General features: G+C 60.1%; 24 protein-coding genes. 14 read left to right on the top strand and 10 right to left on the bottom strand.

The window, feature by feature from the left end:
- Positions 1 to 461: 461 nt before the first annotated feature.
- On the top strand, positions 462 to 782 hold the full coding sequence (locus JFU48_RS27710) for a YbjQ family protein (protein ID WP_007960724.1): 321 nt from the start codon (positions 462 to 464) through the stop codon (positions 780 to 782).
- A gap of 65 nt (positions 783 to 847) precedes the next feature.
- Here the strand turns inward: JFU48_RS27710 and JFU48_RS27705 are convergent, their stop codons facing one another.
- Positions 848 to 1,126, bottom strand: a complete 279-nt coding sequence (locus JFU48_RS27705; protein ID WP_064586734.1) for a hypothetical protein — start codon at positions 1,124 to 1,126, stop codon at positions 848 to 850.
- Between the two features lie 238 nt (positions 1,127 to 1,364).
- On the opposite strand from JFU48_RS27705, the gene JFU48_RS27700 reads away from it, so the two are divergent.
- The 5 genes from JFU48_RS27700 (at position 1,365) to JFU48_RS27680 (ending at position 4,248) form a co-directional block, all read left to right on the top strand.
- On the top strand, positions 1,365 to 1,553 hold the full coding sequence (locus tag JFU48_RS27700) for a hypothetical protein (RefSeq protein WP_103521257.1): 189 nt from the start codon (positions 1,365 to 1,367) through the stop codon (positions 1,551 to 1,553).
- A gap of 324 nt (positions 1,554 to 1,877) precedes the next feature.
- On the top strand, positions 1,878 to 2,246 hold the full coding sequence (locus JFU48_RS27695; RefSeq protein ID WP_045122356.1) for a hypothetical protein: 369 nt from the start codon (positions 1,878 to 1,880) through the stop codon (positions 2,244 to 2,246).
- Between the two features lie 135 nt (positions 2,247 to 2,381).
- Complete coding sequence (locus tag JFU48_RS27690) at positions 2,382 to 2,807, top strand: YMGG-like glycine zipper-containing protein (RefSeq protein ID WP_103485841.1); 426 nt, start codon at positions 2,382 to 2,384, stop codon at positions 2,805 to 2,807.
- A gap of 122 nt (positions 2,808 to 2,929) precedes the next feature.
- On the top strand, positions 2,930 to 3,097 hold the full coding sequence (locus tag JFU48_RS27685) for a hypothetical protein (protein WP_003223252.1): 168 nt from the start codon (positions 2,930 to 2,932) through the stop codon (positions 3,095 to 3,097).
- 455 nt (positions 3,098 to 3,552) lie between these two features.
- The gene (locus JFU48_RS27680; protein WP_201138294.1) at positions 3,553 to 4,248 is read left to right on the top strand and encodes an HAD-IA family hydrolase; all 696 of its coding nucleotides are present in this window, start codon (positions 3,553 to 3,555) and stop codon (positions 4,246 to 4,248) included.
- A 78-nt stretch (positions 4,249 to 4,326) separates the two neighbouring features.
- Here JFU48_RS27680 and JFU48_RS27675 read toward each other — a convergent pair whose 3' ends face one another.
- A complete protein-coding gene (locus JFU48_RS27675) occupies positions 4,327 to 5,073 on the bottom strand; it encodes a 3-oxoacyl-ACP reductase family protein (protein ID WP_003223256.1) in 747 nt (248 codons plus the stop codon).
- Positions 5,074 to 5,199: 126 nt separating this feature from the next.
- Here JFU48_RS27675 and JFU48_RS27670 point away from each other — a divergent pair, with 126 nt between their 5' ends.
- On the top strand, positions 5,200 to 6,126 hold the full coding sequence (locus JFU48_RS27670) for a LysR family transcriptional regulator (protein WP_201138293.1): 927 nt from the start codon (positions 5,200 to 5,202) through the stop codon (positions 6,124 to 6,126).
- A gap of 129 nt (positions 6,127 to 6,255) precedes the next feature.
- Here the strand turns inward: JFU48_RS27670 and JFU48_RS27665 are convergent, their stop codons facing one another.
- The 3 genes from JFU48_RS27665 to JFU48_RS27655 form a co-directional block, all read right to left on the bottom strand.
- Positions 6,256 to 6,984 (bottom strand): aspartate/glutamate racemase family protein, encoded by a 729-nt coding sequence (locus tag JFU48_RS27665; RefSeq protein ID WP_003223258.1) that lies wholly within the window; start codon positions 6,982 to 6,984, stop codon positions 6,256 to 6,258.
- A 53-nt stretch (positions 6,985 to 7,037) separates the two neighbouring features.
- Complete coding sequence (locus JFU48_RS27660) at positions 7,038 to 8,576, bottom strand: NCS1 family nucleobase:cation symporter-1 (RefSeq protein WP_201138292.1); 1,539 nt, start codon at positions 8,574 to 8,576, stop codon at positions 7,038 to 7,040.
- 581 nt (positions 8,577 to 9,157) lie between these two features.
- The gene (locus JFU48_RS27655) at positions 9,158 to 9,892 is read right to left on the bottom strand and encodes a phosphoadenylyl-sulfate reductase (RefSeq protein WP_003223260.1); all 735 of its coding nucleotides are present in this window, start codon (positions 9,890 to 9,892) and stop codon (positions 9,158 to 9,160) included.
- Positions 9,893 to 10,055: 163 nt separating this feature from the next.
- On the opposite strand from JFU48_RS27655, the gene thrH reads away from it, so the two are divergent.
- Complete coding sequence (gene thrH, locus JFU48_RS27650) at positions 10,056 to 10,673, top strand: bifunctional phosphoserine phosphatase/homoserine phosphotransferase ThrH (RefSeq protein WP_003223261.1); 618 nt, start codon at positions 10,056 to 10,058, stop codon at positions 10,671 to 10,673.
- 109 nt (positions 10,674 to 10,782) lie between these two features.
- On the opposite strand, the gene pabB is transcribed toward thrH, so the two are convergent.
- From pabB to rloA, 4 genes are all read right to left on the bottom strand, one after another.
- Complete coding sequence (gene pabB / locus JFU48_RS27645) at positions 10,783 to 12,126, bottom strand: aminodeoxychorismate synthase component I (protein WP_003223263.1); 1,344 nt, start codon at positions 12,124 to 12,126, stop codon at positions 10,783 to 10,785.
- Positions 12,127 to 12,340: 214 nt separating this feature from the next.
- Positions 12,341 to 13,327 carry an alpha-L-glutamate ligase-like protein gene (locus JFU48_RS27640; protein WP_123463668.1) on the bottom strand — a complete coding sequence of 329 codons (987 nt, stop codon included), beginning with the start codon at positions 13,325 to 13,327 and terminating at the stop codon, positions 12,341 to 12,343.
- A complete protein-coding gene (gene rloB / locus JFU48_RS27635) occupies positions 13,327 to 14,862 on the bottom strand; it encodes an osmotic stress tolerance membrane protein RloB (protein ID WP_003223266.1) in 1,536 nt (511 codons plus the stop codon). Before rloB ends, JFU48_RS27640 begins: the two co-directional genes overlap by 1 nt.
- 5 nt (positions 14,863 to 14,867) lie before the next feature.
- Positions 14,868 to 15,404: a retropepsin-like aspartic peptidase RloA gene (gene rloA, locus JFU48_RS27630; RefSeq protein WP_103484623.1), complete on the bottom strand. Its 537-nt coding sequence runs from the start codon at positions 15,402 to 15,404 to the stop codon at positions 14,868 to 14,870.
- Positions 15,405 to 15,693: 289 nt separating this feature from the next.
- On the opposite strand from rloA, the gene JFU48_RS27625 reads away from it, so the two are divergent.
- The 6 genes from JFU48_RS27625 (at position 15,694) to prpD (ending at position 25,012) form a co-directional block, all read left to right on the top strand.
- Positions 15,694 to 16,416, top strand: coding sequence for a GntR family transcriptional regulator (locus JFU48_RS27625; protein ID WP_174377155.1), 723 nt, complete (start codon positions 15,694 to 15,696; stop codon positions 16,414 to 16,416).
- Positions 16,413 to 17,306, top strand: a complete 894-nt coding sequence (gene prpB / locus JFU48_RS27620) for a methylisocitrate lyase (protein ID WP_103521141.1) — start codon at positions 16,413 to 16,415, stop codon at positions 17,304 to 17,306. The genes JFU48_RS27625 and prpB overlap by 4 nt, the downstream gene beginning before the upstream one ends.
- Positions 17,307 to 17,442: 136 nt before the next feature.
- The gene (gene prpC, locus JFU48_RS27615) at positions 17,443 to 18,570 is read left to right on the top strand and encodes a bifunctional 2-methylcitrate synthase/citrate synthase (RefSeq protein WP_003223270.1); all 1,128 of its coding nucleotides are present in this window, start codon (positions 17,443 to 17,445) and stop codon (positions 18,568 to 18,570) included.
- 206 nt (positions 18,571 to 18,776) lie between these two features.
- Positions 18,777 to 21,371 carry a Fe/S-dependent 2-methylisocitrate dehydratase AcnD gene (gene acnD, locus JFU48_RS27610; RefSeq protein WP_201138291.1) on the top strand — a complete coding sequence of 865 codons (2,595 nt, stop codon included), beginning with the start codon at positions 18,777 to 18,779 and terminating at the stop codon, positions 21,369 to 21,371.
- Between the two features lie 53 nt (positions 21,372 to 21,424).
- Positions 21,425 to 22,615 carry a 2-methylaconitate cis-trans isomerase PrpF gene (prpF, locus tag JFU48_RS27605; protein WP_201138290.1) on the top strand — a complete coding sequence of 397 codons (1,191 nt, stop codon included), beginning with the start codon at positions 21,425 to 21,427 and terminating at the stop codon, positions 22,613 to 22,615.
- Positions 22,616 to 23,527: 912 nt separating this feature from the next.
- Positions 23,528 to 25,012 carry a 2-methylcitrate dehydratase gene (gene prpD, locus JFU48_RS27600; RefSeq protein WP_201138289.1) on the top strand — a complete coding sequence of 495 codons (1,485 nt, stop codon included), beginning with the start codon at positions 23,528 to 23,530 and terminating at the stop codon, positions 25,010 to 25,012.
- A 23-nt stretch (positions 25,013 to 25,035) separates the two neighbouring features.
- Here the strand turns inward: prpD and JFU48_RS27595 are convergent, their stop codons facing one another.
- Positions 25,036 to 26,358, bottom strand: a complete 1,323-nt coding sequence (locus JFU48_RS27595; protein ID WP_103484626.1) for an ABC transporter ATP-binding protein — start codon at positions 26,356 to 26,358, stop codon at positions 25,036 to 25,038.
- Positions 26,359 to 26,367: the final 9 nt, after the last annotated feature.

Genomic DNA, 26,367 nt, shown 5'->3' with positions numbered 1-26,367 from the left:
AAAAAGGTAATGTGAGCGTAAGTGACTGATTTATAAGGGGTGAATAAATAAAAAAATTACCTCCTTAGAAGGTAATAACCTTACCTATACATTACTTAAAAATTACCTCGTGCCAATCCCTCGCAGGCCAGTTAAATCAAGGCTCTCAGGTCGGTCTATTGATTGAGTTACCGAAATTACCTTTTTCCGATGCCGTTCCTGAAAAAACGGGTATCCCTCTCTGGCCCTTTGGGTGTTCGACTGCCCCGCAAATTCATGGGACTGCCATGGGAACGCTTGCGCGCTAACTATCGCCCTGAAACCCTTATAAACCGGGGGCCGACTTCGCGAAAATCGCAATCGGGCGGTTTCTGGCATCTGGATTTTAATCCGTCACGGAAGACATGTGTGCAAGTGCTCAGCCTGATTTGCCATAGCGGATTACAATCGCCGCTTTATCCGTAGAAAAAAGGACTGTTCCCATGATCATCTCCACCACTCACGCCATCGAAGGCCGACAGATCACCGCGTACCTGGACATTGTCAGCGCGGAGTCGGTGCAGGGTGTCAATGTGATCCGTGACCTATTTGCCGGCATGCGCGACTTTTTTGGCGGGCGCTCTCAGACGCTCGAGCGTGCATTGAAAGAGGCGCGGGTTCAGGCGACTGACGAGATCAAGGAGCGGGCGCGGGCGTTGCAGGCGGATGCGGTGGTCGGGCTGGATTTCGAGATCAGCATGCCAGCGGGCAAGGGCGGTATGGTTGTCGTGTTCGCGACGGGCACGGCGGTCAAGTTGCGTTGATGCAGTCGCCGTTTTCAAGCGAGCCCATTCAGATGATGAATGGGCTTTTTGCTTTTTGCCTTCGGTCAGCCCTGTGGCTTGAGGATGACAAGCCCATGGGCGTCATAGGTCAGTGGCGTATCGATCGCTACCAGCGGCGGGGTGCCGGTGGAGGGCGTCGGATCGGCGGGCTGACTCGGGTGGTAGATGACGCCAGGGGTCAGAATCGGTTTGTCCGGGTAGGTGATGGTGATGTCGCCTGAAGCGAGCTTTTCCTTGAATTTTTCACCGGCGGCTTTGCCGGCAGCGATTTGTTCGTCCGTGAGTTTTACGACCGGCATTTCCGGGAATCCGTTGATTTTCATGTTCTCTCCTTGAGATTCATTTGTAGGCAAGAGGGCAACGGCCTGTCGCCGGGAATCTTTAGCGCTATGAGACCGATGGCTCGTTCCGGTGTTGAAAGGATGTAGGCCATTCGTCGGGCATCAGTCGATCTGAACCACAAGTCCAGTAATGACCGGCTAGTCTCAAAAGTCTTGGAGGTCGATATTTTTTCAGGCAAAAGGCTTTGCCGGTATCGATCTATTACGAAGGGGAGAGGCTATGACTGATCCGTATATCGAAGACGATGGTGCCGAATTTTCATTCAACAACTGCGTCCGCTGCGGCCAGACGGAGTATCAGGCGGGCTTTGGCGAGGATCCGGTTCAGACCGGCAAGATCAAGTCCACCGCGCCCAAGGGGCCGAAAGCCAAGTTTCTTCCGAAGGTCTCGGCACGATCAAGAAAGTGATAGATGACAGAACGACCCCGTCTATGAACGGGGTTTTTTATGCCCGATGTTTATGTAGGGAAATCTCCTACAAGCGACGGGGTAAATTCTGAATTTTTTCACAAACTTTTCACGTCCACAGACGTAGGGTGAAGCCATCCGTTAGAAAGCAAGTCTCCAGCCCGTCTCCCCAGCGGGCTTTTTTTTGCCTGCGATAAAACCTTTTGCGAAATCGCTGTCAAATCGGCGCCAAGTGCGCGGCGGCAGCTGAATTCTCTGGACTTCAGCGCGTCGGCAGCATTCAATCTCGGCCCCTTTTGATCTCCCTATTTTTGAGGTTTTTTCATGCGTCTAACATTGCCTGCTCTGGTTCTGGGGCTTCTGGTTGCTCAAGGTGCGGTCGCCGGTGAAGGCACTGCTGCACTCGGCGGCGGACTGGGTGGCGCGCTGGGTAATGTGGTCGGTCAGAAAATGGGCGGCAGCACGGGCGCAGCGATTGGTGCCGGTGTTGCAGGCGCGGCCGGCAGTGCCATGGCAGCCGGCAAGGGCAGCCGGACCAAAGCAGCTATCGGCGGTGGTGTTGGCGCGGCCGGTGGTTCGGTGATCGGCAACAGCCTGGGCGGCAGAAATGGCGCGACCATTGGCGCAGGCCTTGGTGGCGCTGCGGGTGGTGCGGTGGGCACCAACCTGTCCAAAGGTCACAAGCGCCACTGATACCGAGCGCTTGTCAGAAAAAGCTCGGCTCGATGCCGGGCTTTTTCATGGCTGAACGTTTTCCCGGAAAACCTCTCAAAGTTGACACGAGCCCCTGTGGGCATACCGTCCCGATTCGGGAACTGTGAGGTTCAAATGCGTTTGTCATTGTCTGCACTGTTTTTCGGATTACTGGTCGCTCAAGGCGCGATGGCCGCCGGCGATGGCAGCGCCGCCGTCGGTGGCGGACTTGGCGGTGTGCTCGGGAATGTGGTCGGTGGCCAGCTCGGCGGCAGCACCGGTGCGGCGGTCGGCGCAGGTGTAGGCGGCGCGGCGGGTGGCGCGGTCGGAGCGAATAAACACAATCGCACTGAAGCCGCCATCGGCGGTGGCCTCGGCGCAGCCGGCGGCTCAGTGGTCGGCAACAGCTTGGGCGGCTCCACCGGTTCCGCCATTGGTGCCGGATTGGGCGGCGCGGCCGGTGGTGCGGTGGGTAACAATCTGGGTGGCGACGGCGGGAAGGGGCATTCCGGCGGTGGCCACAAGCACAACAAGTACAAACATAAAAACCGCCACCATTGATTGAATACCGAAAACAAACCCGGCCTCGCGCCGGGTTTTTTGTGTCTGGCGGCCGGACTCTGGAACGATTGGCTGTAGGACTTTTCGAACGTTATACAACCCACAAGCTGCAGAGGTTTGCCATGACTCCCGAAACAGAAGGCAAGGAAGAAAAAGGCCCGAGCGGTCTGCCGTTTATCAATGATCCTGGGAACGAGGATCCGGGGTCGTTGATGGATGATGCGACGGTGCCGTTGAATGATGCGGATGAGGCGGATATGGAGTATGAAGAGGATGAGGATGAGCAATAAGTTGTCTTGATAGTCGAGCGCGGTAGCGCACTGAATTTCAATATCCGGGGCCTGTACTTCAGGCCCTTTGATTCGGATCGGTTTGCTCGCGAGGTCAAGGTCGATAAAACAGTCTCACTGATTCTGATGAGAAGTGAATGGCGCACCCTAAGTCGTGCAGTTCATATTGAATTTCATCCGTTATTTCACCGCGGCGTTCGATTTCTTGTTCCGCCAAAGTCTTAAAATTCCGCGTGAAAGAGGTGCGCGGACTTTTCGGGGGATCAAAAAAGAAGTAGGGAAAGCAGGCGTTAGCTGTAGGGCGTTTCGCTAAATATCAGCGAGTCATTCCACGGGCTAAACATTGCCCGTTGCTCAATGTCCACTGGCCTCGCTATGCTGCTGAACCCATTAATCAGATCCGCGCCGCGGCGCCAGTTGCGCCGCCCGGGATGTTTTTGATAACGGATCCGATGATGAATGCACCGATGAAGGCGTTTGGCCCGATCAAGGCCGTGATTTTCGACATGGACGGTCTGCTGCTGGACACCGAAGGCATCTACACCGAGGTCACCTCGCTCATCGCCGAGCGTTACGGGCGGACTTTCGACTGGAGCATCAAACAGAACATCATCGGTCGCGGGGCCAATGATCTGGCGAACTACGTGGTGCAGGCGCTGGATCTGCCGATCAGCGCCGAAGAGTTTCTGGTGATCCGCGAGCCACTGATGCGTGAGCGCTTTCCCAAGGCCCAGGCGATGCCGGGCGCGGAGGAGCTGATTCGCCACCTCAAGGCGCACAACATTCCGATCGCCGTAGGCACCAGTTCGTCGCGGCAGTCGTTCGGCCAGAAAACCACCTTGCACCGTGACTGGTTTGCGCTGTTCGATTTCATCGTCACGGCGGATGACCCGGAAGTCAGCGCGGCGAAACCGGCGCCGGACATCTTCCTCACCGCTGCCCGGCGTCTGGGTGTTGCACCTGAAGATTGTCTGGTGTTCGAGGATTCGCCGTTTGGCGTCACAGCAGCCAAAGCGGCGGGGATGACCGCCATTGCGATTCCGGATGCAGCCATGGCTGATGAAAAATACGCGCATGCCGACGGGATTCTGCGCACGCTCAAGGCGTTCACCCCGAGTGCCTGCGGTTTGCCAGCGCTGGATTGGGCTTGATCAGCCGATAAGCACGCATGAAAAACGCCGCCCTCTGCAAAGAGGCGCGGCGTTTTTTGTACCCGGGATTCAGCGCAATCAGGCGCCAAAACCACCGTCGATGGTCAGGCTGGCACCGGTGATGTAACCGGCCTCCGGGCCTACCAGATAAGCGACGAAACCGGCGATTTCATCGGCGGTGCCGTAACGGCCCACCGCCATCAGCGGGATCAGGCTCTCGGCGAATTCGCCATGGGCCGGGTTCATGTCAGTGTCGACCGGGCCGGGTTGCACGTTGTTGATGGTGATGCCGCGCGGGCCGAGGTCGCGGGCCAGGCCTTTGGTCAGACCGACCAGGGCCGATTTGCTCATCGCGTACACACCGCCACCGCCGAAGGGCATGCGGTCGGCGTTGGTGCTGCCGATGTTGACGATGCGCGAGCCTTCGCCCATGTGCTTGGCGGCTTCCTGAGAAGCGATGAACACGCTGCGCACGTTAATCGCCAGGGTCTGGTCGAAGTCTTCCAGTTTGAAATCTTCCAGCGGTGCGATGGCCAGGACCCCAGCGTTGTTCACCAGAATATCCAGGCGGCCAAAGGCTTCGACGGTGGCGCTGACGGCGTTGCGGATAGCGGCTTCATCGGCGCTGTCGGCCTTGATCGCCAAAGCTTTGCCGCCGGTGGCGGTGATGCTGTTCTGCAACTCTTCGGCCTTGGCGGTGGAGCTGACGTAGGTGAAAGCGACAGCGGCGCCTTCAGCAGCCAGACGTTTGACGATGGCGGCGCCGATGCCGCGGGAACCGCCTTGAATCAGAGCGACTTTGCCGCTGAGGTGTTGAGTGGTCATGTTCGATCTCCAGAGAATTCAAGGCAGGGTGCCTTGTTGTTGGAGCCGAGTATCGGCCTCGCATCGACAACCGTGTAGACCATGATTGCTATAGTCTGTGTAAACCAGAAGTTTATAGTGGCGATCATGGAAACTTTCAGCAGTATCGAATGCTTCGTGCGCAGCGCCGAAGTCGGCAGCTTTGCCGAAGCCGCCCGGCGCTTGAGCCTGACCCCGGCCGCCGTTGGCAAGAGTGTGGCGAAGCTCGAGGTGCGGCTCGGTGTACGGCTGTTCCAGCGTAGTACACGCAGCCTGACCCTGACCGAGGCCGGTCAGCTGTTTTTGAGTCAGGTCAGCGGCAGTCTGACGACGATTCAGAATGCGGTGGCCAATCTTTCGAGTGTGGAAGGACTGCCGGCGGGCACGTTGAAAGTCAGCATGGGCACGGTGTTCGGGCGTTTGTACGTTGTGCCGCTACTGCAAGAGTTTCTTCGTCGGTTTCCGGCGATCAACCCGGACTGGCATTTTGATAACCGTCAGGTCGATTTGATTGGGCAGGGTTTCGATGCAGCGATTGGCGGGGGATTTGAGTTGCCTCAAGGCGTCGTCGCACGCAAATTGACACCCGCGCATCGCGTGTTGGTGGCGTCTGCGGACTATCTGCAACAGCACGAGGCGATCGCCGAGCCGGATGACCTGCAACATCACGATGGCATCCTGATTCGTTCGCCGCAAACCGGTCGGGTGCGCTCCTGGCAGTTGATCAGTGGCGGCAGTCAGCTCTGTCAGCCCTTGATCCTCAAGACGCGCATGACCATGAGTGACTCCGAAGCCGCCTGCGCCACGGCAGCACAGGGGTTGGGGATCGCACTGGTGAGCATGCCGTTTGCTGTGGGTTATCTCGAGGCGGGCACCTTGCAGCGCGTGCTGCCGGACTGGTACATCGATGACGGCAACATTTCGATCTATTACGCCGAGCATAAATTGTTGCCGGGCAAGACTCGGGCGTTTGTCGATTTTGTGATTGAGCAGTTTGCGCAGCAGGGGTTGGCTCGGCGGTTCAGTGCTTTCTGAGCAAGACGTGGCACCGAGTTGACCCATTCGCGAGCAAGCCCGCTCCCACATTGGATTTGTGAACGCCACAGATCCAATGTGGGAGCGGGCTTGCTCGCGAAGGATACGACTCGGTATTCGTCTGTGAACTCAGCGAGCAAACCGCTCCGCCCAGCCAATAATCTGCTTCGGCCGTGGTGTCGCGTAAGTCCGCACTTTGGACGTCGACAACCTCAGCCGCACCAGCGATTCAGCAATGGTCACCGCTGCCGTCACGCCATCCACCACCGGCACTCCGGTGCGGCGACGAATCTGTTCATCCAGCCCGGCCATGCCGCCGCAGCCCAGACAAATCACTTCGGCCTTGTCCTGGGTCACCGCCAGTTCCGCCTGCTGCACGATGGCTTCCAGTGCCCGTTGCGGTTCATGTTCCAGCTCCAGCACCGCCAGGCCACTGGCTCGCACCGACGCGCAGCGATCCCACAGGCCCGACAACTTCAGCCGATCCTCGATCAGCGGCACGGTGCGATCCAGCGTGGTCACCACTGAATAGGCGTGGCCGAGAAACATCGCGGTGCTGGCGGCGGCGTCGGTGATGTCCACCACTGGCACGTTGAGCAATTCCTGCAAGCCTTCGCGACCGTGTTCGCCATAGCCGGCCTGAATCACCGCGTCGAACGGTTGATCGTAGGACATCACCCGATCCATCACGGCGATGGCCGCCAGATAACTTTCGAAATTGCCTTCCACCGAATCGGCGCCGAAGAACGGCGTCAGGCCGACGATTTCCGTACCCGGGGCAGCGACCGCTTGCGCCGAGCGGGCGATGGCCTGGGTGATGGATTCGGTGGTGTTGACGTTGACCACAAGAATACGCATGGGAAGTCCTTATTGCGGGCAGTTCAGCGGCCCAAATCCGGGCCGCAAGGAAGTTAATGGCTGACGTTGTCGACGGCGATCGATTCGCCGTTGACGTCGGCGTAGTGCGGTTGGCGTTTGGCGATGATCAGGTAGAGCATCGCGGCAATGCCGGCGCCCACCAGCCAGGAGAACGGCGAGATGCTGTGGAAGCCCGGCACCAGCGCCAGGACGATGGCGATCAACGCTGCCGGAATGAACGCCGCCACGGCACGGAAATTCACTCCACGGCTGTAGTAATAAGCGCCGTTGGGATCTTCGCTGTACAACTGCGGGACGTTGATCCGGCCTCTGCGGATCAACCAGTAGTCGACCATGATCACCCCGTACAACGGGCCGAGCAGGGCGCCGAGGCCGGAGAGGAAATACACGATCACCAGCGGGCTGTTATAGAGGTTCCACGGCAGGATCAGCACGGCGATGGTCGCGCTGATCAGCCCGGCGCGGCGGAAGGTCAGGTACTTCGGCGCCAGGTTGCTGAGGACGAACGCCGGGGCGACGAAGTTGGCCATGATGTTCACCGCCACGGTGACGATCAGGAACGCCAGGCAACCCAGTACCAGGAAAAACGTGTTGGGGATCGAAGCGATGATTTCGGTCGGGCTTTCGATGATTCGCCCATTGATTTGAAATTGCGCACCGCAAAGCAGGACGGTGATGGTGGCGAACACCAGAATGTTCACCGGCAGGCCCCAGAAGTTGCCGATCTTGATGGTCTTGCGGCACGGCGAGGAGCGGGCGAAGTCGCAGAAATTGAGGATCAGCGTGCCGTAGATCGCCAGCCACAAGGCGCCGCCGGCAAAGATGTTGCGCCACATCTCGCCACCGCTCAGCGGTTCGCGGATCGACCAGGCAATCGTGGCGTTGGCCTGGGTGTACATCCACGCGGCGAGGGCGGCGACGGTCAGCAGAATCACCGGGCCGGCAAAAGCCTCGTAACGGCGAACCATTTCCATGCCGTAGGCGAGAATCGCCAGCTGCACGAACCAGATCGCCACGAAACACACCCAGCCCAGCGACGACAGGCCGAGGATCGAGTTGTGGTCGTAATCGGCGAAACCGGGGTGAATCGCTGTCAGCAGCACGCGAAACACCACCGACGCCAGATACGTCTGAATCCCGAACCAGGCGATGGCGATCACCGCGCGGATCAATGCCGGAATCTGCGCGCCGTGGATGCCGAAACTGATCCGGCTGATCACCGGAAACGGCACCCCGGTTTTCTGCCCCATGTAGCCGGACAGGTTCATGAAGAAGTACACCAGCGCCGCGCCGATCCCCAGCGACAGGAGAATCTGCCAGCCCCCCAGGCCCAGCGCGTACAGACCGATGGCGAACGAGTAGTTGGCGATGTTGTGCACATCGTTGGTCCACAGGGCAAAAATGCTGTACTTGCCCCAACGCCGACCCTCGGCCTTGGTCGGCGCCAGATCGCGGTTGTGCAGACGGGGGCTCAGTTGTAACTGTTCAGTCAGACCATCGTGGGGCAATGGCTGGTCGAGGGCAGAGGCGGGCAGATTCAGCGCGATGTTGTTGGAGAGACTTGTACGCATTCCGGCAGGCTCCTGATGGGCGGGGCCGCGATGACTGTGCATGAGCGCTCAGGCTCGACAAATCTTCGTCGCGGCCAGCAGACATCACTGGTTACGGGGCATCTGCAGCCTGTACGGGATAGGGCGCTTCAGGCTTGCGGATCGAAAGTGTGGATTGATGTTTTGCAGTTTTGTATACAAAACATGTATGCACTAAAGCCAGATCTGTGCCAGTTAGCGGTCTATGGAGCGCGCTGCTCATTTCGAAAAGTTATCGAAGAATGCTAAGTGCTTGAAAGTAAGCGGTTATAAATTGACCAATTGAACAGGTATTTATTTTTTACGGGGGATTTTGCGGAGGAGGCAAAGCAGAGGGGCGTTCAGCAGGGATGTAACTTTTCAGGGCGCGAAAACAAAAAGTGCACACATAAATGGCACCGATGGTGACATTCGTGTGTACACATTTTTTTCATGGCACCACAAAGCAAATGTGGGAGCGGGCTTGCTCGCGAAGGCGTTTTACCAATCAACAAATCCGGTGACTGACAGACCGCTTTCGCGAGCAAGCCCGCTCCCACAGGGGACATCATTGGGGCGGAGATTTACGCCTTGCTGATGATATTCCCCGCATGCAGCCCGCATTCTTTCTGCGTCGCCTCTTCCCACCACCAGCGGCCTTCGCGCTCGTGCTGGTTTGGCAGGACCGGACGAGTGCACGGTTCGCAACCGATGCTGATGAAGCCGCGTTCATGCAGGCTGTTGTACGGCAGCTCAAGCATGCGGATGTAGCCCCAGATCTCTTCGCTGGTCATCTGTGCCAGCGGGTTGAATTTGTACAGGGTGCGCTCGGGCGTGGAGAACGCGGTGTCGATTTCCAGCACCGCCACGGCGCTGCGGGTACCCGGGCTCTGGTCGCGGCGCTGGCCGGTGGCCCAGGCTTTGACACCGGACAGTTTGCGGCGCAGTGGTTCGATCTTGCGGATGCCGCAGCATTCGCCATGGCCATCTTTATAGAAACTGAACAGGCCTTTTTCCTTCACGAACGGTTCCAGCTTTGTGTAGTCCGGCGACACCAGTTCTATATCGATCTTGTAGTGCTCACGCACTTGATCGATGAAGCGATAGGTTTCCGGGTGCAGGCGGCCGGTGTCGAGGCTGAACACCTTGACGTTCTTGTTCAGCTTCCAGGCCATGTCCACCAGCACCACATCCTCGGCGCCACTGAAAGATATCCACAACTCGTCACCGAACTCGGCGAAGGCGAGTTTCAGGATGTCCTGGGCGGATTTGTTGGCATAGGTCGTGGCGAGTTCCACGACATCGAACGTTGGGCTCATCAGGGCGGCTTCCTACAGGTCGGTGGCGCTGGGCGCTCTATATGGCGGCGATGTTAACAAAAAGCGGCGGGGTAGAGTGTGCCTGCTGCGTTGCGTGGTCGCGGGGGAGTCGCTAGAGTTCGGGCTCGCTCGACTCAATAATCACTACAAACGGGAGTGTCTTGTGGAAATTGCTTGCCTGGATCTTGAAGGGGTACTGGTACCGGAAATCTGGATCGCCTTTGCCGAAAAAACCGGAATCGAATCCCTCAAGGCCACCACCCGGGACATTCCCGATTACGACGTGTTGATGAAGCAGCGTCTGCGCATCCTCGACGAGCATGGCCTGAAGCTCTCGGACATTCAGGAAGTGATCGCCACCCTCAAGCCGCTGGACGGCGCGGTGGAATTCGTTGACTGGCTGCGCGAGCGCTTCCAGGTAGTGATTCTCTCGGACACTTTCTACGAATTTTCCCAGCCGCTGATGCGTCAACTGGGCTTTCCGACCTTGCTATGCCATCGCCTGATCACTGATGACAGCGGCCGGGTGACCAGCTATCAATTGCGTCAGAAAGATCCCAAGCGTCAGTCGGTGCTGGCGTTCAAGAGCCTGTATTACCGAGTGATTGCGGCGGGCGATTCGTATAACGACACAAGCATGCTGGGCGAGGCGGATGCGGGGATTCTGTTCCATGCGCCGGACAACGTGATTCGCGAGTTCCCGCAGTTTCCGGCGGTGCACAGCTTTGCCGAGCTGAAGCAGGAATTCCTCAAGGCCTCGAACCGGGATTTGAGTTTGTAATTACAACATTGTGGTGAGGGAGCTTGCTCCCGCTCGGCTGCGCAGCAGTCGTAAGATTTTGGGGAGCGCTTCGCACTCCAGCGGGAGCAAGCTCCCTCGCCACAAAAACTTATAGGTTTTGCAGGGTATCGAGCAGAACCTTCACTTTGGTAATCGACTCCTGATACTCCGCCTGCCAATCCGAGTCGGCCACGATCCCGCCACCACCCCAGCAGCACACCTGCCCATCCTTGACCAACAGACTGCGAATCGCGATGGAGCTGTCCATCTCGCCGCGTACGTCCAGATAAAGCAACGAGCCGCAATACAACCCGCGCCGGGTTGGTTCCAGTTCATCGATGATCTGCATCGCGCGAATCTTCGGTGCGCCGGTGATCGAGCCACCGGGGAAGCTGCCGGCGATCAGGTCCAGTGCGTCGCGATCCTCGGCCAGTTCACCGGTCACGCTGCTGACCAGATGATGCACATTCGGATAGCTTTCCAGACTGAACAGCTCCGGCACCCGCACCGAGCCGATGCGACAAGTGCGGCCGAGGTCGTTGCGCAGCAGGTCGACGATCATCAGGTTCTCCGCGCGATCCTTGGGGCTGGCCAGCAGTTCGGCGGCGTTGGCCGCGTCTTCGGCGGGCGTCAGGCCACGCGGGCGGGTGCCCTTGATCGGGCGGGTTTCCACTTGTCGTTGGCTGACTCTGACGAAACGCTCCGGCGACAAACTCAACACTGCGTCGCCGTCGGGCAGGCTCTGGAAGCCGGAAAACGGCGTCGGGCAGGCCTCGCGCAACGCGCAATAGGCCAGCCACGGGTCGCCCTGACACGGCGCACGGAAACGCTGGGCGAAGTTGACCTGATAGCAGTCGCCGGCCTGAATGTATTGATGAATGCGTTCCAGCGCCTGGCGATAGTCATCGGCCGACAGGTCGGCGGTCATCGGCGTGTTCAGCTTGAACGGCGTCAGCGTCGCTGAGGTCGGCTGGCTGAACAGTGCGATCAGCCGTTGCCGTTCGCTGGCGGCCAGTGACGGGTGAAATACCAGTTGGCTGGTGGCGGTCTGGTGATCGCTGATCAGCGCCCAGTCGTACAGACCGAACCGCGCGTCGGGCAATTGCAGATCATCCCGAGCCTGGCTCGGCAGGTGTTCCAGATGCCGACCGAAGTCGTAGCTCAGATAGCCGATCAGGCCGCCGGCGAACGGCAGTTGATATTCCGCAGGCAATTGCGCTTCGCCCAGACGGCTCAGATTATCCCGCAGGCGTTGCAGGAACAGGCTGCCGCTTTCGTCGGGCAACACCGCCAGTTGTTCCAGCGGCCAGGCGCTGAGCAGGTCATAACGGCCACGGTCGGCACTCGGCCGGCCGCTGTCGAGCAGCACGGCGCCGGGCGCATGGCGGATAGCCGCGAAGTAGTCGGCGGGGTTGGCGCGGTAGGGCAGCGGGTGTACGGAACAGGTCAACATGGGCGGGGCAGATCGGCCATCGAGGCGGGGTGGGGATTGTAGTCCTCTGGGGGGATTGCTCCTAGAGGGGATGTCGGGGATGAGCAGATTGGGGCAGGGTTGAGTCTTGTGGTGGCGGTAAGTCCGCTATCGCGAGCAGGCTCACTCCTACAATTTGGAATGCGTTCCCCTGTAGGAGTGAGCCTGCTCGCGATGGCCGCGCCTCGGTGCCTGATCAGCCCTCGACCGCCGGAATATGCCCAAACATCTCCTGAGTAAACGCCACCCGTTCTTCAACTGACTCCGTCACCCCACGCGCCTTCAGCGCTTCCAGATGTGCCTCGACCGCGTGCGTACGTTGGGTCAGTCCGCAATCGTTGGCAATCTGGATATTCAGCCCCGGTCGCGCATTCAGCTCGAGAATCAGCGGGCCTTTTTCCTGGTCCAGTACCATGTCCACGCCGATGTAACCCAGCCCGCACAGCTCGTAGCAGCCGGCGGCGAGTTTCATGAAACCATCCCAGTAGGGCAGTTGCACGCCGTCCACCGCGTTGGTGGTGTCGGGGTGTTTGTTGATGATGTTGTTCAGCCAGGTACCGCGCAGGGTCAGGCCGGTGGCCAGATCGACACCGACACCGATGGCGCCCTGGTGCAGGTTGGCCTTGCCGCCGGACTGACGGGTCGGCAGGCGCAGCATGGCCATCACCGGGTAGCCCATCAGCACGATGATACGGATGTCCGGCACGCCTTCGTAGCTGATGCTCTTGAAGATCTGATCCGGGGTCACCCGGTATTCGATCAGTGCGCGGTCGCGGTGACCGCCCAGCGAATACAGGCCGGTGAGGATGCTCGAGATGTGATGCTCGAGTTCTTCGTGGGCGAGGATCTTGCCCGAGACCGTGCGATAGCGGCCCTCGAAGCGGTCGGCGATGACGATGATGCCGTCACCGCCGGCGCCCTGGGCGGGCTTGATCACGAAGTCGTTGTGCCCGCCGATGATCGCGTCGAGCTTGTCGATTTCCTTCTCCGTGGAGATCACGCCGTACAGCTCCGGCACGTGAATGCCGGCAGCGATGGCGCGTTCCTTGGTGATGATCTTGTCATCGACGATCGGGTACAGACTGCGCTTGTTGTACTTGAGCACGTAGTCGGCGTTACGCCGATTGATGCCCATGATGCCCCGGGCTTCCAGCGCCTTCCAGGTCTTCCAGAAACCGAACATCAGGCGTCAGCCTTCTTCAGGAAAGCCTTGAAACGCACGAGTTCGGTCAGGCGATAACCGCGATAGCGACCCATGGCCAGCATGAAACCCACCAGAATCAGCAGAATCGCCGGGAAGGTGAACACGAAGTACACCAGCTCCGGCACGGTCATGATCAGGTGCGCCAGCGAGGCGGCGAACAGGGTGCCAATCGCCACTTTCATGGCATGGCTGGCGCCGCGTTCTTCCCAGGTGATCGACAGGCGTTCGATGGTCATGGTCAGAATCACCATCGGGAACAGCGCCACCGACAGACCGCGCTCCAGACCCAGCTTGTGGCTGAACAGACTGATGGCGGCAATCAGCACCACCACGAAGGTCAACACCACCGACAGACGCGGCAGCATTTGCAGCTTCAGGTGTTCCAGGTACGAACGTAATGACAGGCCCAGCGCGGTGATCACGGTAAACAGCAGGATGCCGAAGCCCAATTGCGTTTCGCGGAAGGCCAGGGCGATCAGCACCGGGGTGAAGGTGCCGAGGGTCTGCAGGCCGATCAGGTTACGCAGGATCAGGATCACCAGCACGCCGATCGGGATCATCACCATGATCATGAACGTCTGCTGGGTCTGCAGCGGCAGGCCATACAGCGAGTATTCGAGGAAGTTGGCGTCAGTGTTTTCGTCGGTCAGCTTGGCCAGACGAATCGCGTTCATCTCGCTGTTGTTCAGGCTGAAGGTCACGTTGGCTTTCTTCGCGCCCTCGATGGTGATCAGGTTTTCATCACCGGTCCACCACAGCAGGCGGTCGGTCGGCAGGCCTTGCTCGCCGGTTTCCGGGTTGAAGTACAGCCAGTCGTTGCCGTTGAAACTGCGCAGCCACAGTTCCGGGGTTTGCGGTTGATCGGCGACGAGGCGGATGGTGTGGACTTTTTCTACCGGCACGTGAGCGATGGACAGCAGCAGCTCGACGATTTTCGCTTTATGCGCGGTCGACGGGTCGCCGGCCAGCAGCAGTTTGACGTTGTCATCGTTGGCGTTGTTGACGCGTTTGATCGCTTCGCCGATGAAGGTTTCGACGTCGGCCGAGTGCTGGCGGATCGGCGCGAGCAAGGCTTCGGCGGCGATTTTTTCCGGGCCTTCGATAGCGATGCTGTCGCGGAAGGTCGGGCCTTTGATCTTGGATTTTTCTGCGGTGTAGCGTTTGGTCAGCACCAGACGGTAATAAAGGGTCTGGTTGCCCTTGGCCCGGCGCGCCGACCAGGTGACCTTGCGGTTGCCGTCAACGCGGTTCACGGCAACGCCGTAGTTATTGGAGATGAAGCTTTCGTTGAGGCTGACGTAATCGCGGCTCAGCGGTGGCACGAACATCTGCACCTTCACCGGGTCCTTGGTACTGGCGACGAACTCGACTTTGGCGTCGATATTCCACAGGTCGTCGGTGGCGTCTTCGGTCACCGGAATGCCGAGCACGAAAATCTGATAGGCCGTAACCGAAACGCCCAGGAGCACCAGAATGGTGATCAGGATTTTCAGGTGGAAGGTTAGAGAACGCATGGAAATTACTCGGCGGTATGAGCGGCGATGGTGCAGGCGGGTTTGCCGGCAGCGTATTTAAGACTGGGGTCGACCAGCGCATCGAAGCGTTTCAGCGCTTCGGAGCCGATCAAAAGCGGGTATTGGAACGCACTACGGTCGGTCAGGTTCACTTCGATGCTGCGCAGCGCCGTGCCCATGCAGATATCCAGTTCGATCACCGGGCGGGCCGTGTATTGCTTGCCTTCTTCCGGGTCGTAGTCGCCGGCGCGGCGCTTGATCTTGCTGACGCGGGCCAGCGGCCGCTCGATCGGGTGCGAATGCGCAGCGTCGATCGCCAGGTAGAAGCGCACCCAGGACTCGCCGTTACGTTTGAAGCGTTTGATGTCGCGGGCACTCAGCGAGGCGGTCTTGGCGCCGGTGTCGAGTTTGGCCGCGACTTCCAGATTGATGCCATCAAGCGCTGCATATTCGTTGAGGCCGTACACGGTTTTTTCCCCCGCCGTGGCGAGGCCGGGCAGGCAAAACAGCGCAAAAAATGTGGGGAAGGGCTTGAGTCTCATAAATCCTGGTGCGCAGCGTTCCGTTTTCGGTTCAGGTTCCTGGCAAAACTGCGCAAGCTCCTTCGTGTGCCTATCAGCTTTTTATGACAAGCCGTACAAAAGGCCAGCAAATGCGGGCGGCATTCTAGCACGGTGGTTTTATGGCGCCAGCGCCCGCACCGGTCTATAACCCTTGGGGTAGTCAAGGAGGTTTATTAGACGATTGTCGACAATGCGTATTTATCCTTTGACTGATGTGGGCGAATTGGCTAGTTTTTGCCGCATTGGATTTAAAGGTGTCGACAATATGCTGGATCAACTCGATCCCCCGGTCATCAGCGGCGACGATTCCGAGACGCTCTCGGAAAACGTCTTCCGGCGCATCCAGGCGGCCATCGTCAAGGGCGAGATTGCCCCGGGCAGCAAGATCTCCGAGCCCGAGCTGGCGCGCACCTACGGCATCAGTCGCGGACCACTACGCGAAGCCATCCACCGACTCGAAGGCCAGCGTCTGCTGGTGCGCGTACCGCATGTCGGCGCGCGGGTGGTGTCGCTCAGTCACGCCGAATTGCTCGAACTCTACGAAATCCGCGAATCCCTTGAAGGCATGGCCTGTCGGCTGGCGGCCGAGCGCATGAGCGTCGAAGACATCGACGAATTGCGCCGGGTGTTGGAAACCCACGAGCGCGACGCCGCGTTCCAGGCCGGTGTCGGCTACTACCAGCAGGAAGGCGATTTCGACTTTCACTACCGGATCATCCAGGGCAGCGGCAACCGCACCCTGACCCAGATGCTCTGCGGCGAGCTGTATCAACTGGTGCGCATGTACCGCATCCAGTTTTCCACCACGCCGAACCGGCCGCGTCAGGCCTTCGCCGAACACCACCGGATTCTCGATGCTATCGCCGACCGTGACGGGGAGCTCGCGGAATTGCTGATGCGCCGTCACATCGGCGCCTCGAAACGCAACATCGCCCGTCATTACCAGGACGGCGCCGACAATAAGACAGCCACTGAACGAGGTGAGTCATGAGTTCCAAGCAGAACACTCCAGGCCAGCGTTTCCGCGATGCGGTCGCCAGCGAGCATCCATTGCAGGTGGTCGGCGCGATCAACGCCAACCACGCGCTGCTGGCCAAGCGCGCCGGGTTCAAGGCGATCTACCTGTCCGGTGGCGGGGTGGCCGCAGGCTCGCTCGGCGTGCCGGACCTGGGCATCACCGGCCTGGATGACGTGCTGACCGACGTGCGGCGCATCACCGACGTCTGCGACCTGCCGCTGCTGGTGGACGTCGACACCGGTTTCGGCGCCTCGGCGTTCAACGTGGCGCGCACCGTGAAGTCGATGATCAAGTTCGGCGCCGCGGCGATTCACATCGAAGACCAGGTCGGCGCCAAGCGCTGCGGCCACCGTCCGAACAAGGAAATCGTTACCCAGCAGGAAATGGTCGACCGCATCAAAGCCGCGGTCGATGCCCGCACCGACGACAGCTTCGTGATCATGGCGCGGACTGACGCGCTGGCGGTTGAAGGTCTGGAATCGGCACTGGATCGCGCCGCCGCGTGCATCGAGGCCGGCGCCGACATGATCTTCCCGGAAGCCATCACTGAACTTGAGATGTACAAGCTGTTCGCCAACCGGGTGAAGGCGCCGATCCTCGCCAACATCACCGAGTTCGGCTCGACGCCGCTGTACACCACCGAGCAGTTGGCCGACGCCGACGTGTCGCTGGTGCTGTACCCGCTGTCGGCGTTCCGCGCGATGAACAAGGCCGCGGAAAACGTCTACACCGCGATCCGTCGCGACGGCACCCAGCAGAATGTCATCGACACCATGCAGACGCGCATGGAGCTTTACGATCGCATCGACTACCACACCTTCGAGCAGAAGCTCGATGCGTTGTTTGCACAGAAGAAAGGCTGAATTAAACCCTGTGGGAGCGGGCTTGCTCGCGAAGACGGACTGATATCCAACATTGATGTCGACTGATCCAGCGCTTTCGCGAGCAAGCCCGCTCCCACACGTTTCCCCTACAAATTCAAGAAAATTGGAGACAGCAATGGCCGAAGCAAAAGTACTCAGTGGCGCCGGGCTCCGGGGCCAGGTTGCCGGGCAAACCGCACTGTCCACCGTGGGCCAGGCCGGTGCCGGGCTGACCTATCGCGGCTACGACGTGCGTGAACTGGCAGCAGACGCGCAGTTCGAAGAAGTGGCTTATCTGCTGCTGTACGGCGAGCTGCCGACCCAGGCACAACTCGACGCCTACCAGCAAAAGCTGAGCAAGCTGCGCGACCTGCCGCAAGCACTGAAAGAAGTCCTGGAACGCATCCCCGCCGACGCCCATCCGATGGACGTGATGCGCACCGGTTGCTCGTTCCTCGGCAACCTCGAGCCGGAGAAAGACTTCTCCGAACAGCGCGACAAGACTGACCGTCTGCTGGCCGCATTCCCGGCGATCATGTGCTACTGGTATCGCTTCAGCCACGACGGCAAACGCATCAACTGCGTCAGCGACGAGCCAACCATCGGCGGTCACTTCCTGCACCTGCTGCACGACAAGAAGCCGAGCGAACTGCACGTCAAAGTGATGAACGTGTCGCTGATTCTTTACGCCGAACACGAATTCAACGCCTCGACCTTCACCGCGCGGGTTTGTGCATCGACCCTGTCTGATCTGTATTCCTGCGTCACGGCGGCCATCGGCTCGCTGCGCGGCCCGTTGCATGGCGGCGCCAACGAAGCGGCGATGGAAATGATCGAGCGCTTCTCGTCGCCGGAAGAGGCGATCAAAGGCACCCTCGGCATGCTCGAGCGCAAGGACAAGATCATGGGCTTCGGTCACGCGATCTATAAGGACAGCGATCCGCGTAACGAGGTGATCAAGGGCTGGTCGAAAAAACTCGCGGACGAAGTCGGGGACAAGGTGTTGTTTCCGGTTTCCGAAGCCATCGACAAGACCATGTGGGAGCAGAAAAAACTATTCCCCAATGCCGACTTCTACCATGCCTCGGCGTACCACTTCATGGGCATCCCGACCAAGCTGTTCACGCCGATCTTCGTCTGCTCGCGCCTGACCGGCTGGGCCGCGCACGTGTTCGAACAGCGCGCCAACAACCGCATCATCCGTCCAAGCGCCGAGTACATCGGCGTTGAGCAGCGCAAGTTCGTGCCAATCGAACGTCGCTGAATGGTGGACCTGCCACCCGGGTAACTGGATAAACCGGGAACCAATGTGGGAGCGGGCTTGCACGCGAATGCGGTGTATCAGTCGACAAATCCGTTGAATGACACTCCGCCTTCGGGAGCAAGCCCCCTCCCACAGTTGACCGAGTCCACTTCAGTGCCGGTGTCGGCCCCACCCTTTGAAACTACCGTGACCCGAGTCCTGACCCGATGAACACAGAATTCCGCAAAAACCTGCCCGGCAGTTCCCTGGATTATTTCGACGTCCGTGCGGCGGTCGAGGCGATTCAGCCCGGCAGCTACGACACCCTGCCGTATACCTCCCGCGTGCTGGCGGAAAACCTCGTGCGTCGCTGCGACCCGGCCACGCTCACCGATTCGCTGAAACAGCTGATCGAGCGCAAGCGCGACCTCGACTTCCCGTGGTTCCCGGCGCGCGTGGTGTGCCACGACATTCTCGGCCAGACCGCACTGGTCGATCTCGCCGGCCTGCGCGATGCGATTGCCCAGCAGGGCGGTGACCCGGCGCAGGTCAATCCGGTGGTGCCGACGCAACTGATCGTCGACCACTCGCTGGCGGTAGAAGCGGGCGGTTTCGACAAGCAGGCCTTCGAGAAGAACCGCGCCATCGAAGACCGCCGTAACGAAGACCGTTTCCACTTCATCAACTGGACCAAAAAAGCCTTCAAGAACGTCGACGTGATCCCGCCAGGCAACGGCATCATGCACCAGATCAACCTGGAGAAAATGTCTCCGGTGATTCAGGTGCGCGACGGCGTGGCATTCCCCGACACCTGCGTCGGCACCGACAGCCACACCCCGCATGTCGATGCGTTGGGCGTGATCGCCATCGGTGTGGGCGGCCTCGAAGCCGAGAGCGTGATGCTCGGCCGCGCCTCGTGGATGCGCCTGCCGGAAAGCGTCGGCGTCGAACTGACCGGCAAGCTGCAACCGGGCATCACCGCCACCGACATGGTGCTGGCGCTGACCGAATACCTGCGCAAACAGAAAGTCGTCGGCGCCTGGCTGGAGTTCTTCGGCGAAGGCGCGTCCGCGCTGACCCTCGGCGACCGCGCGACCATCTCCAACATGGCCCCGGAATACGGCGCCACGGCCGCGATGTTCTACATCGATCAACAGACCATCGATTACCTGAAACTCACCGGTCGCGAAGACCAGCAAGTGCAGCTGGTTGAGCAGTACGCCAGGCTCAACGGCCTGTGGGCCGACAGCCTGAAAGGCGCGCAATACGAGCGTGGCCTGACTTTCGATCTGTCGTCGGTGGTGCGCAACATGGCCGGCCCGAGTAATCCGCACGCCCGTGTGGCGGTAGCGGATCTGGCGGCCAAAGGCATCTCCGGGCAGTGGGATGACGTGCCGGGGCAGATGCCCGACGGCGCGGTGATCATCGCCGCCATCACCAGTTGCACCAACACCAGCAACCCGCGCAACGTGATCGCCGCCGGCCTCTTGGCGCGCAATGCCAACAAGCTTGGCCTGACCCGCAAGCCGTGGGTCAAATCCTCGCTGGCGCCGGGTTCGAAAACCGTGGCGCTGTACCTCGATGAAGCGGGGCTGACCACCGAGCTGGAGCAACTTGGTTTCGGTGTCGTCGCGTTTGCCTGCACCACCTGCAATGGCATGTCCGGCGCACTTGATCCGGTGATTCAGCAAGAGATCATCGACCGCGATCTGTATGCGACTGCCGTGCTTTCCGGCAACCGCAACTTCGACGGCCGCATCCACCCCTACGCCAAGCAGGCATTCCTCGCGTCGCCGCCGCTGGTGGTCGCTTACGCCATCGCCGGCACCATCCGTTTCGACATTGAGAAGGATGTGCTGGGCGTGGTCGACGGCAAGGAAATCCGCCTGAAAGACATCTGGCCGAGCGATGAAGAAATCGATGCGGTGGTGAAGTCGTCGGTGAAGCCTGAGCAGTTCCGGCAGGTCTACATCCCGATGTTCGCTGTCCACGAAGACACTGGCCCGAAAGTCACGCCGCTGTACGACTGGCGCGAGATGAGTACCTACATCCGCCGTCCGCCGTATTGGGAAGGTGCGCTGGCCGGCGCGCGGCCGCTCAAGGGCATGCGCCCGCTGGCGGTGCTCCCGGACAACATCACCACCGATCACCTGTCGCCCTCGAACGCGATCATGCTCGACAGCGCCGCCGGTGAATATCTGGCGAAAATGGGCCTGCCGGAAGAGGACTTCAACTCCTACGCCACGCACCGTGGCGACCACTTGACCGCGCAGCGCGCCACCTTCGCCAACCCGAAACTGTTCAACGAAATGGTCGTGGAAAACGGCAAGGTCAAACAGGGCTCGCTGGCCCGTGTGGAGCCGGAAGGCAAAGTGATGCGCATGTGGGAAGCCATCGAAACCTACATGGAGCGCAAGCAGCCGCTGATCATCATTGCCGGCGCCGACTACGGTCAGGGCTCGTCCCGCGACTGGGCGGCGAAGGGCGTGCGGCTGGCGGGCGTCGAAGCGATCGTCGCCGAAGGTTTCGAGCGCATCCACCGTACCAATCTGGTGGGCATGGGCGTATTGCCGCTGGAGTTCAAACCGGGCACTGACCGGCACACGCTGGCCATCGACGGCAGCGAAACCTACGACGTGATCGGCGCCCGCACCCCGCGCGCCGATCTGACGCTGGTGATCCACCGCAAGAACGGCGAGCGCGTTGAAGTACCGGTGACCTGCCGTCTGGATACCGCTGAAGAAGTGTCGATCTACGAGGCCGGCGGCGTGTTGCAGCGCTTCGCCCAGGACTTCCTCGAAGAGTCGGCGGTTGCCGTTTAAATCAACTGATGTAGGCATGGGGTTTCACGCCCATGCCTTCGGTAAGGAGCATCATGGCTCACGCACCACAAATCAAAATCCCCGCCACCTACATGCGCGGCGGCACCAGCAAAGGCGTGTTCTTCAGCCTCAAGGATCTGCCCGAAGCCGCGCAGACTCCCGGCCCGGCCCGCGATGCCTTGCTGCTGCGGGTAATCGGCAGCCCCGACCCCTACGACAAACAGATCGACGGCATGGGCGGTGCCACTTCGAGCACCAGCAAAACCGTGATCCTGTCGAAAAGCAGCAGGGCCGATCACGACGTCGATTACCTGTTCGGTCAGGTCTCCATCGACAAGCCGTTCGTGGACTGGAGCGGCAATTGCGGCAACCTCTCGGCGGCGGTCGGTTCGTTCGCCATCAGCAACGGTCTGGTGGATGCCAGCCGCATTCCGCACAACGGTGTGGCGGTGGTGCGCGTATGGCAGGCCAACATCGGCAAGACCATCATCGCCCACGTGCCGATCAGCAACGGCGAAGTGCAGGAAACCGGTGATTTCGAACTCGACGGCGTGACCTTTCCGGCCGCCGAAGTGCAACTGGAGTTCATGGACCCGGCAGCGGAAGAAGAGGGCGGCGGCGGTTCGATGTTCCCCACCGGTAACCTGATCGACGAGCTGGAAGTGCCGGGTGTCGGCACGTTCAAGGCGACCATGATCAACGCCGGGATTCCGACGATTTTCGTCAACGCCGCAGACATCGGCTACACCGGCACCGAGCTTCAGAGCGCGATCAACGGCGATCCGAAAGCGCTGCAGATGTTCGAAACCATCCGCGCCTACGGTGCATTACGCATGGGGCTGATTGCGAATCTGGACGAAGCGGCCAAGCGACAGCACACGCCGAAAGTCGCGTTCGTTGCCAGGCCTGCGGATTACGTGGCGTCCAGCGGCAAGGCGATTGCCGCCGGTGATGTGGATCTGCTGGTGCGCGCATTGTCGATGGGCAAATTGCACCACGCGATGATGGGCACGGCGGCGGTGGCAATCGGCACAGCGGCAGCGATCTCCGGGACTCTGGTCAATCTCGCGGCGGGCGGTGTCGAACGCAACGCGGTGCGCTTCGGCCATCCGTCCGGGACGCTGCGCGTAGGCGCCGAGGCCAGCCTGGAAAACGGTGAGTGGGTGGTGAAAAAAGCCATCATGAGCCGCAGTGCACGCGTCCTCATGGAAGGCTACGTACGCATCCCCGGCGACGCCTTCTGACCCAACACCGAACAGAACTGTGGGAGCGGGCTTGCTCGCGAAAGCGGCGCACCAGGCAATAGAGATGTCGACTGACACGACGCCTTCGCGAGCAAGCCCGCTCCCACAGTGGATTGCATTTCAACCGGGATAATCAATCCGCAAAGTAATGCTCGTGTGCCAGGCGATACTTTCTGACACTACACCGAACAAAAACTGTGGGAGCGGGCTTGCTCGCGAAAGGGGCGTATCAGGCAACAGAGATATCGACTGACACGACGCCTTCGCGAGCAAGCCCGCTCCCACAATGGATTGCATTTCAACCGGGATAATCAATCCGCAAAGTAATGCTCGTGTGCCAGGCGATACTTTCTGACACTACACCGAACAAAAACTGTGGGAGCGGGCTTGCTCGCGAAAGCGGCGCACCAGGCAATAGAGATGTCGACTGACACGACGCCTTCGCGAGCAAGCCCGCTCCCACAGTGAATTGCATTTCAACCGGGATAATCAATCCGCAAAGTAATGCTCGTGTGCCAGGCGATACTTTCTGACACTACACCGACCAAAAACTGTGGGAGCGGGCTTGCTCGCGAAAGCGGCGCACCAGGCAATAGAGATGTCGACTGACAAGACGCCTTCGCGAGCAAGCCCGCTCCCACAGTGGATTGCATTTCAACCGGGATAATCAATCCGTAAAGTAATGCTCGTGTGCCAGGCGATACTTTCTGACACTACACCGACCAAAAACTGTGGGAGCGGCGCACCAGGCAATAGAGATGTCGACTGACAAGACGCCTTCGCGAGCAAGCCCGCTCCCACAATGGATCATTGCAACCTGACATCTCCCACAGTGAATTGCATTTCAATCATAAGAAAAATTAGTCCTGAACCGAGGTCCCATCAACGAACCACTGCAAGAGTGAATCGAACATGAGCGCCAACGTCGACCTGAACAACCGTCCCGACTACGACCGTGTCCTGCAGGACATCGCCGATTACGTCCTCACCTTCAACATCGAATCTGACGAAGCCCTCGATACCGCCCGCAATTGTCTGATGGACACGTTGGGCTGTGGCCTGCTGGCGTTGCGGTTTCCCGAGTGCACCAAACACCTTGGCCCACTCGTCGAAGGCACCGTGGTGCCGTTCGGGGCGCGGGTGCCGGGCACTTCCTATCGCCTCGACCCGGTGAAAGCCGCGTGGGACATCGGCTGCATCGTGCGCTGGCTCGACTACAACGACACCTGGCTCGCCGCCGAGTGGGGGCATCCGTCGGACAACCTTGGCGGAATTCTCGCGGTGGCCGATCACCTGTCGCAAAAACGCGTTGCCAATGGTGAGAAACCGCTGACGATTCGCGATGTACTTGAAGCGATGATCATGGCCCACGAAATTCAAGGCGTGATCGCGCTGGAAAATTCCTTCAATCGCGTCGGCCTCGACCACGTGCTGCTGGTGAAAGTCGCTTCGACCGCCGTCACCGCCAAACTGATGGGGGCCAATCGCGAGCAGCTGCTGTCGGCGTTGTCCCATGCGTTTGCCGACGGTCAGGCGCTGCGCACCTATCGCCATGCACCGAACGCCGGGTCGCGCAAGTCATGGGCGGCGGGGGATGCGACCAGTCGTGGCGTGCGTCTGGCCGACATCGCCCTGCGTGGCGAGATGGGTATTCCCGGGGTGTTGACGGCCAGGCAGTGGGGCTTCTATGACGTGTCGTTCAGCCACACCAACAATGATCTGGCGCTCAAGCCCGAAGGCAAACGTGCCTTCAGTTTCTCGCGGCCCTACGGCAGTTACGTGATGGAAAACGTGCTGTTCAAGATCAGCTTCCCCGCCGAATTCCATGCGCAAACGGCGTGCGAAGCGGCGGTGACCCTGCATCCGTTGGTGCGCAACCGCTTGCATGAAATCGACCGCATCGTCATCACCACCCACGAGTCGGCGATTCGCATCATTTCCAAGGTCGGACCGCTGGCCAACGCCGCCGACCGCGACCACTGCCTTCAGTACATGACCGCCGTGCCGCTGGCATTCGGCAATCTGGTGGCCGAGCAATACGAGGACGATTTCCACGCTGCGCACCCGATCATCGATGTGTTGCGCGAGAAGATGGTCATCGTCGAAGACCCGCGTTTCACCCGCGAGTATCTGGAGGCCGACAAGCGCTCGATTGCCAACGCGGTGCAGGTGTTTTTCAAGGACGGATCGAGCACCGAGAACGTGGTGGTGGAATACCCGATCGGCCACCGTCGCCGCCGCGCCGATGGCATCCCGTTGCTGGAGGACAAGTTCAAGGCCAACCTGGCGACGCGTTTCACCGGCCAGCGCAGCAACGAGATCTTCACCCTGTGCAAGGATCAGCAAGCGCTCGAAGCCACGCCGGTCAATCGCTTTGTCGACCTGTTCGTGATCTAGGCCAACGCCAGAGGTGTCGCGGGCTACAGGCTGCCCTCGACATCCTCCAGGCTGAAGGTTTCGGTGTGGTCGTCGTAGGAGAAAATCTCCGCATAACGACCCCAGGCGATCACCACTTCCAGGGTTCTCTCGACGAACGCTTCGGTCAGCGAGTCCTGCAGTTCCTGCTCGAAACGCACCCGTGGCGCGCGGTGACCATTGCGCTCCAGTAGTACCTGACGGATGCGCGCGGCCAGCGGTACGTGGCGAATCAGATGTTCGGCGAACAGGGTTTTGCGTTCCTGGGTGCCGTAGTCGGCGAACAGTTTGCCGGCGTCGGTCAGGGTGATGTCGGCGCCTTTGAGTTCAGCGAAACCGAGGTGCTCGATCATCTCGGCCACGGGGAACAGGTCATCGACTTCCAGCAGACGCCGTTCGGCCACGGTGGGCAGGCCGGCGTGGCCGTTGTAGGGTTCGGCGGCGATGGTTTCGATCAGACCGGCCATCAGGTTGGTCGAGACCTCAGGCAGCGGACTGCTCATTTTCAGCTCGGGCTTGCCGACGCTGGCATCGGCGCTGCGCCGGTCAGTCATCTGCGCGTAAATGTCGTCGACCATCTGCCGGAAAGCCGGATCCAGGCGGTTGCGTGGATGGGCGAACGGCACTTTGATTTCCGCCACCACCCGGCCCGGGTTGGACGACAACACCAGAATACGGTCGCACATCAGCACGGCTTCTTCGATGTTGTGGGTGACGATCAGGATCGACTTGATCGGCAGTTGCTTGCCGCTCCACAGGTCCAGCAGATCCGTGCGCAGGGTTTCGGCGGTCAGTACGTCCAGTGCCGAAAAGGGTTCGTCCATCAGCAACAGGGTCGGGTTGACCACCAGCGCGCGCGCGAAGCCCACGCGCTGGCGCATGCCGCCGGACAACTCGCGCGGGTAGGCGTTTTCGAAACCGTCGAGGCCGATCAGGTCGATCGCCGCCAGCGCCCGTTTACGCGCAGCCTTGCGTTCGACCTGCAAGGCTTGCAGGCCGGCCTCGACGTTTTCCAGCACCGTCAGCCACGGGAACAGGGCAAAGGTCTGGAACACCATCGCCACACCTTCGGCCGGGCCGTGCAGCGGCTGGCCGTTGTACAGGACATCGCCCGATGACGGTTCGATCAGGCCGGCAATGATCCGCAGCAAGGTGGATTTGCCGGAGCCGGAGCGGCCGAGCATGCCGACGATCTCGCCTTCGCGCAGGGTCAGATCGACCCCGCTGAGCACTTGCAGTTCTTCCTTGCCCTTGCCAAACACCCGGTTCACATCGCTGAGCGAGTAGATTTCGGGGCTGGCGGCGGTTTGTTCGGTATAGGTATTCATCGCAGCGAG

This window comes from Pseudomonas sp. TH49 (assembly GCF_016650625.1).
GTDB classification, from domain to species: Bacteria; Pseudomonadota; Gammaproteobacteria; order Pseudomonadales; family Pseudomonadaceae; genus Aquipseudomonas; species Aquipseudomonas fluorescens_H.
This window is presented reverse-complemented; position numbering and strand designations above follow the sequence as displayed.

Excerpts from the sequence above, each read along its gene's own strand:
- JFU48_RS27710 (WP_007960724.1), top strand. The coding sequence starts at position 462 with ATGATCATCTCCACCACTCACGCCATCGAAGGCCGACAGATCACCGCG.
- JFU48_RS27705 (WP_064586734.1), bottom strand. The coding sequence starts at position 1,126 with ATGAAAATCAACGGATTCCCGGAAATGCCGGTCGTAAAACTCACGGAC.
- JFU48_RS27700 (WP_103521257.1), top strand. The coding sequence starts at position 1,365 with ATGACTGATCCGTATATCGAAGACGATGGTGCCGAATTTTCATTCAAC.
- JFU48_RS27695 (WP_045122356.1), top strand. The coding sequence starts at position 1,878 with ATGCGTCTAACATTGCCTGCTCTGGTTCTGGGGCTTCTGGTTGCTCAA.
- JFU48_RS27690 (WP_103485841.1), top strand. The coding sequence starts at position 2,382 with ATGCGTTTGTCATTGTCTGCACTGTTTTTCGGATTACTGGTCGCTCAA.
- JFU48_RS27685 (WP_003223252.1), top strand. The coding sequence starts at position 2,930 with ATGACTCCCGAAACAGAAGGCAAGGAAGAAAAAGGCCCGAGCGGTCTG.
- JFU48_RS27680 (WP_201138294.1), top strand. The coding sequence starts at position 3,553 with ATGAATGCACCGATGAAGGCGTTTGGCCCGATCAAGGCCGTGATTTTC.
- JFU48_RS27675 (WP_003223256.1), bottom strand. The coding sequence starts at position 5,073 with ATGACCACTCAACACCTCAGCGGCAAAGTCGCTCTGATTCAAGGCGGT.
- JFU48_RS27670 (WP_201138293.1), top strand. The coding sequence starts at position 5,200 with ATGGAAACTTTCAGCAGTATCGAATGCTTCGTGCGCAGCGCCGAAGTC.
- JFU48_RS27665 (WP_003223258.1), bottom strand. The coding sequence starts at position 6,984 with ATGCGTATTCTTGTGGTCAACGTCAACACCACCGAATCCATCACCCAG.
- JFU48_RS27660 (WP_201138292.1), bottom strand. The coding sequence starts at position 8,576 with ATGCGTACAAGTCTCTCCAACAACATCGCGCTGAATCTGCCCGCCTCT.
- JFU48_RS27655 (WP_003223260.1), bottom strand. The coding sequence starts at position 9,892 with ATGAGCCCAACGTTCGATGTCGTGGAACTCGCCACGACCTATGCCAAC.
- pabB (WP_003223263.1), bottom strand. The coding sequence starts at position 12,126 with ATGTTGACCTGTTCCGTACACCCGCTGCCCTACCGCGCCAACCCCGCC.
- JFU48_RS27640 (WP_123463668.1), bottom strand. The coding sequence starts at position 13,327 with ATGTTCGGTTTCTGGAAGACCTGGAAGGCGCTGGAAGCCCGGGGCATC.
- rloB (WP_003223266.1), bottom strand. The coding sequence starts at position 14,862 with ATGCGTTCTCTAACCTTCCACCTGAAAATCCTGATCACCATTCTGGTG.
- rloA (WP_103484623.1), bottom strand. The coding sequence starts at position 15,404 with ATGAGACTCAAGCCCTTCCCCACATTTTTTGCGCTGTTTTGCCTGCCC.
- prpB (WP_103521141.1), top strand. The coding sequence starts at position 16,413 with ATGAGTTCCAAGCAGAACACTCCAGGCCAGCGTTTCCGCGATGCGGTC.
- prpC (WP_003223270.1), top strand. The coding sequence starts at position 17,443 with ATGGCCGAAGCAAAAGTACTCAGTGGCGCCGGGCTCCGGGGCCAGGTT.
- acnD (WP_201138291.1), top strand. The coding sequence starts at position 18,777 with ATGAACACAGAATTCCGCAAAAACCTGCCCGGCAGTTCCCTGGATTAT.
- prpF (WP_201138290.1), top strand. The coding sequence starts at position 21,425 with ATGGCTCACGCACCACAAATCAAAATCCCCGCCACCTACATGCGCGGC.
- prpD (WP_201138289.1), top strand. The coding sequence starts at position 23,528 with ATGAGCGCCAACGTCGACCTGAACAACCGTCCCGACTACGACCGTGTC.
- JFU48_RS27595 (WP_103484626.1), bottom strand. The coding sequence starts at position 26,358 with ATGAATACCTATACCGAACAAACCGCCGCCAGCCCCGAAATCTACTCG.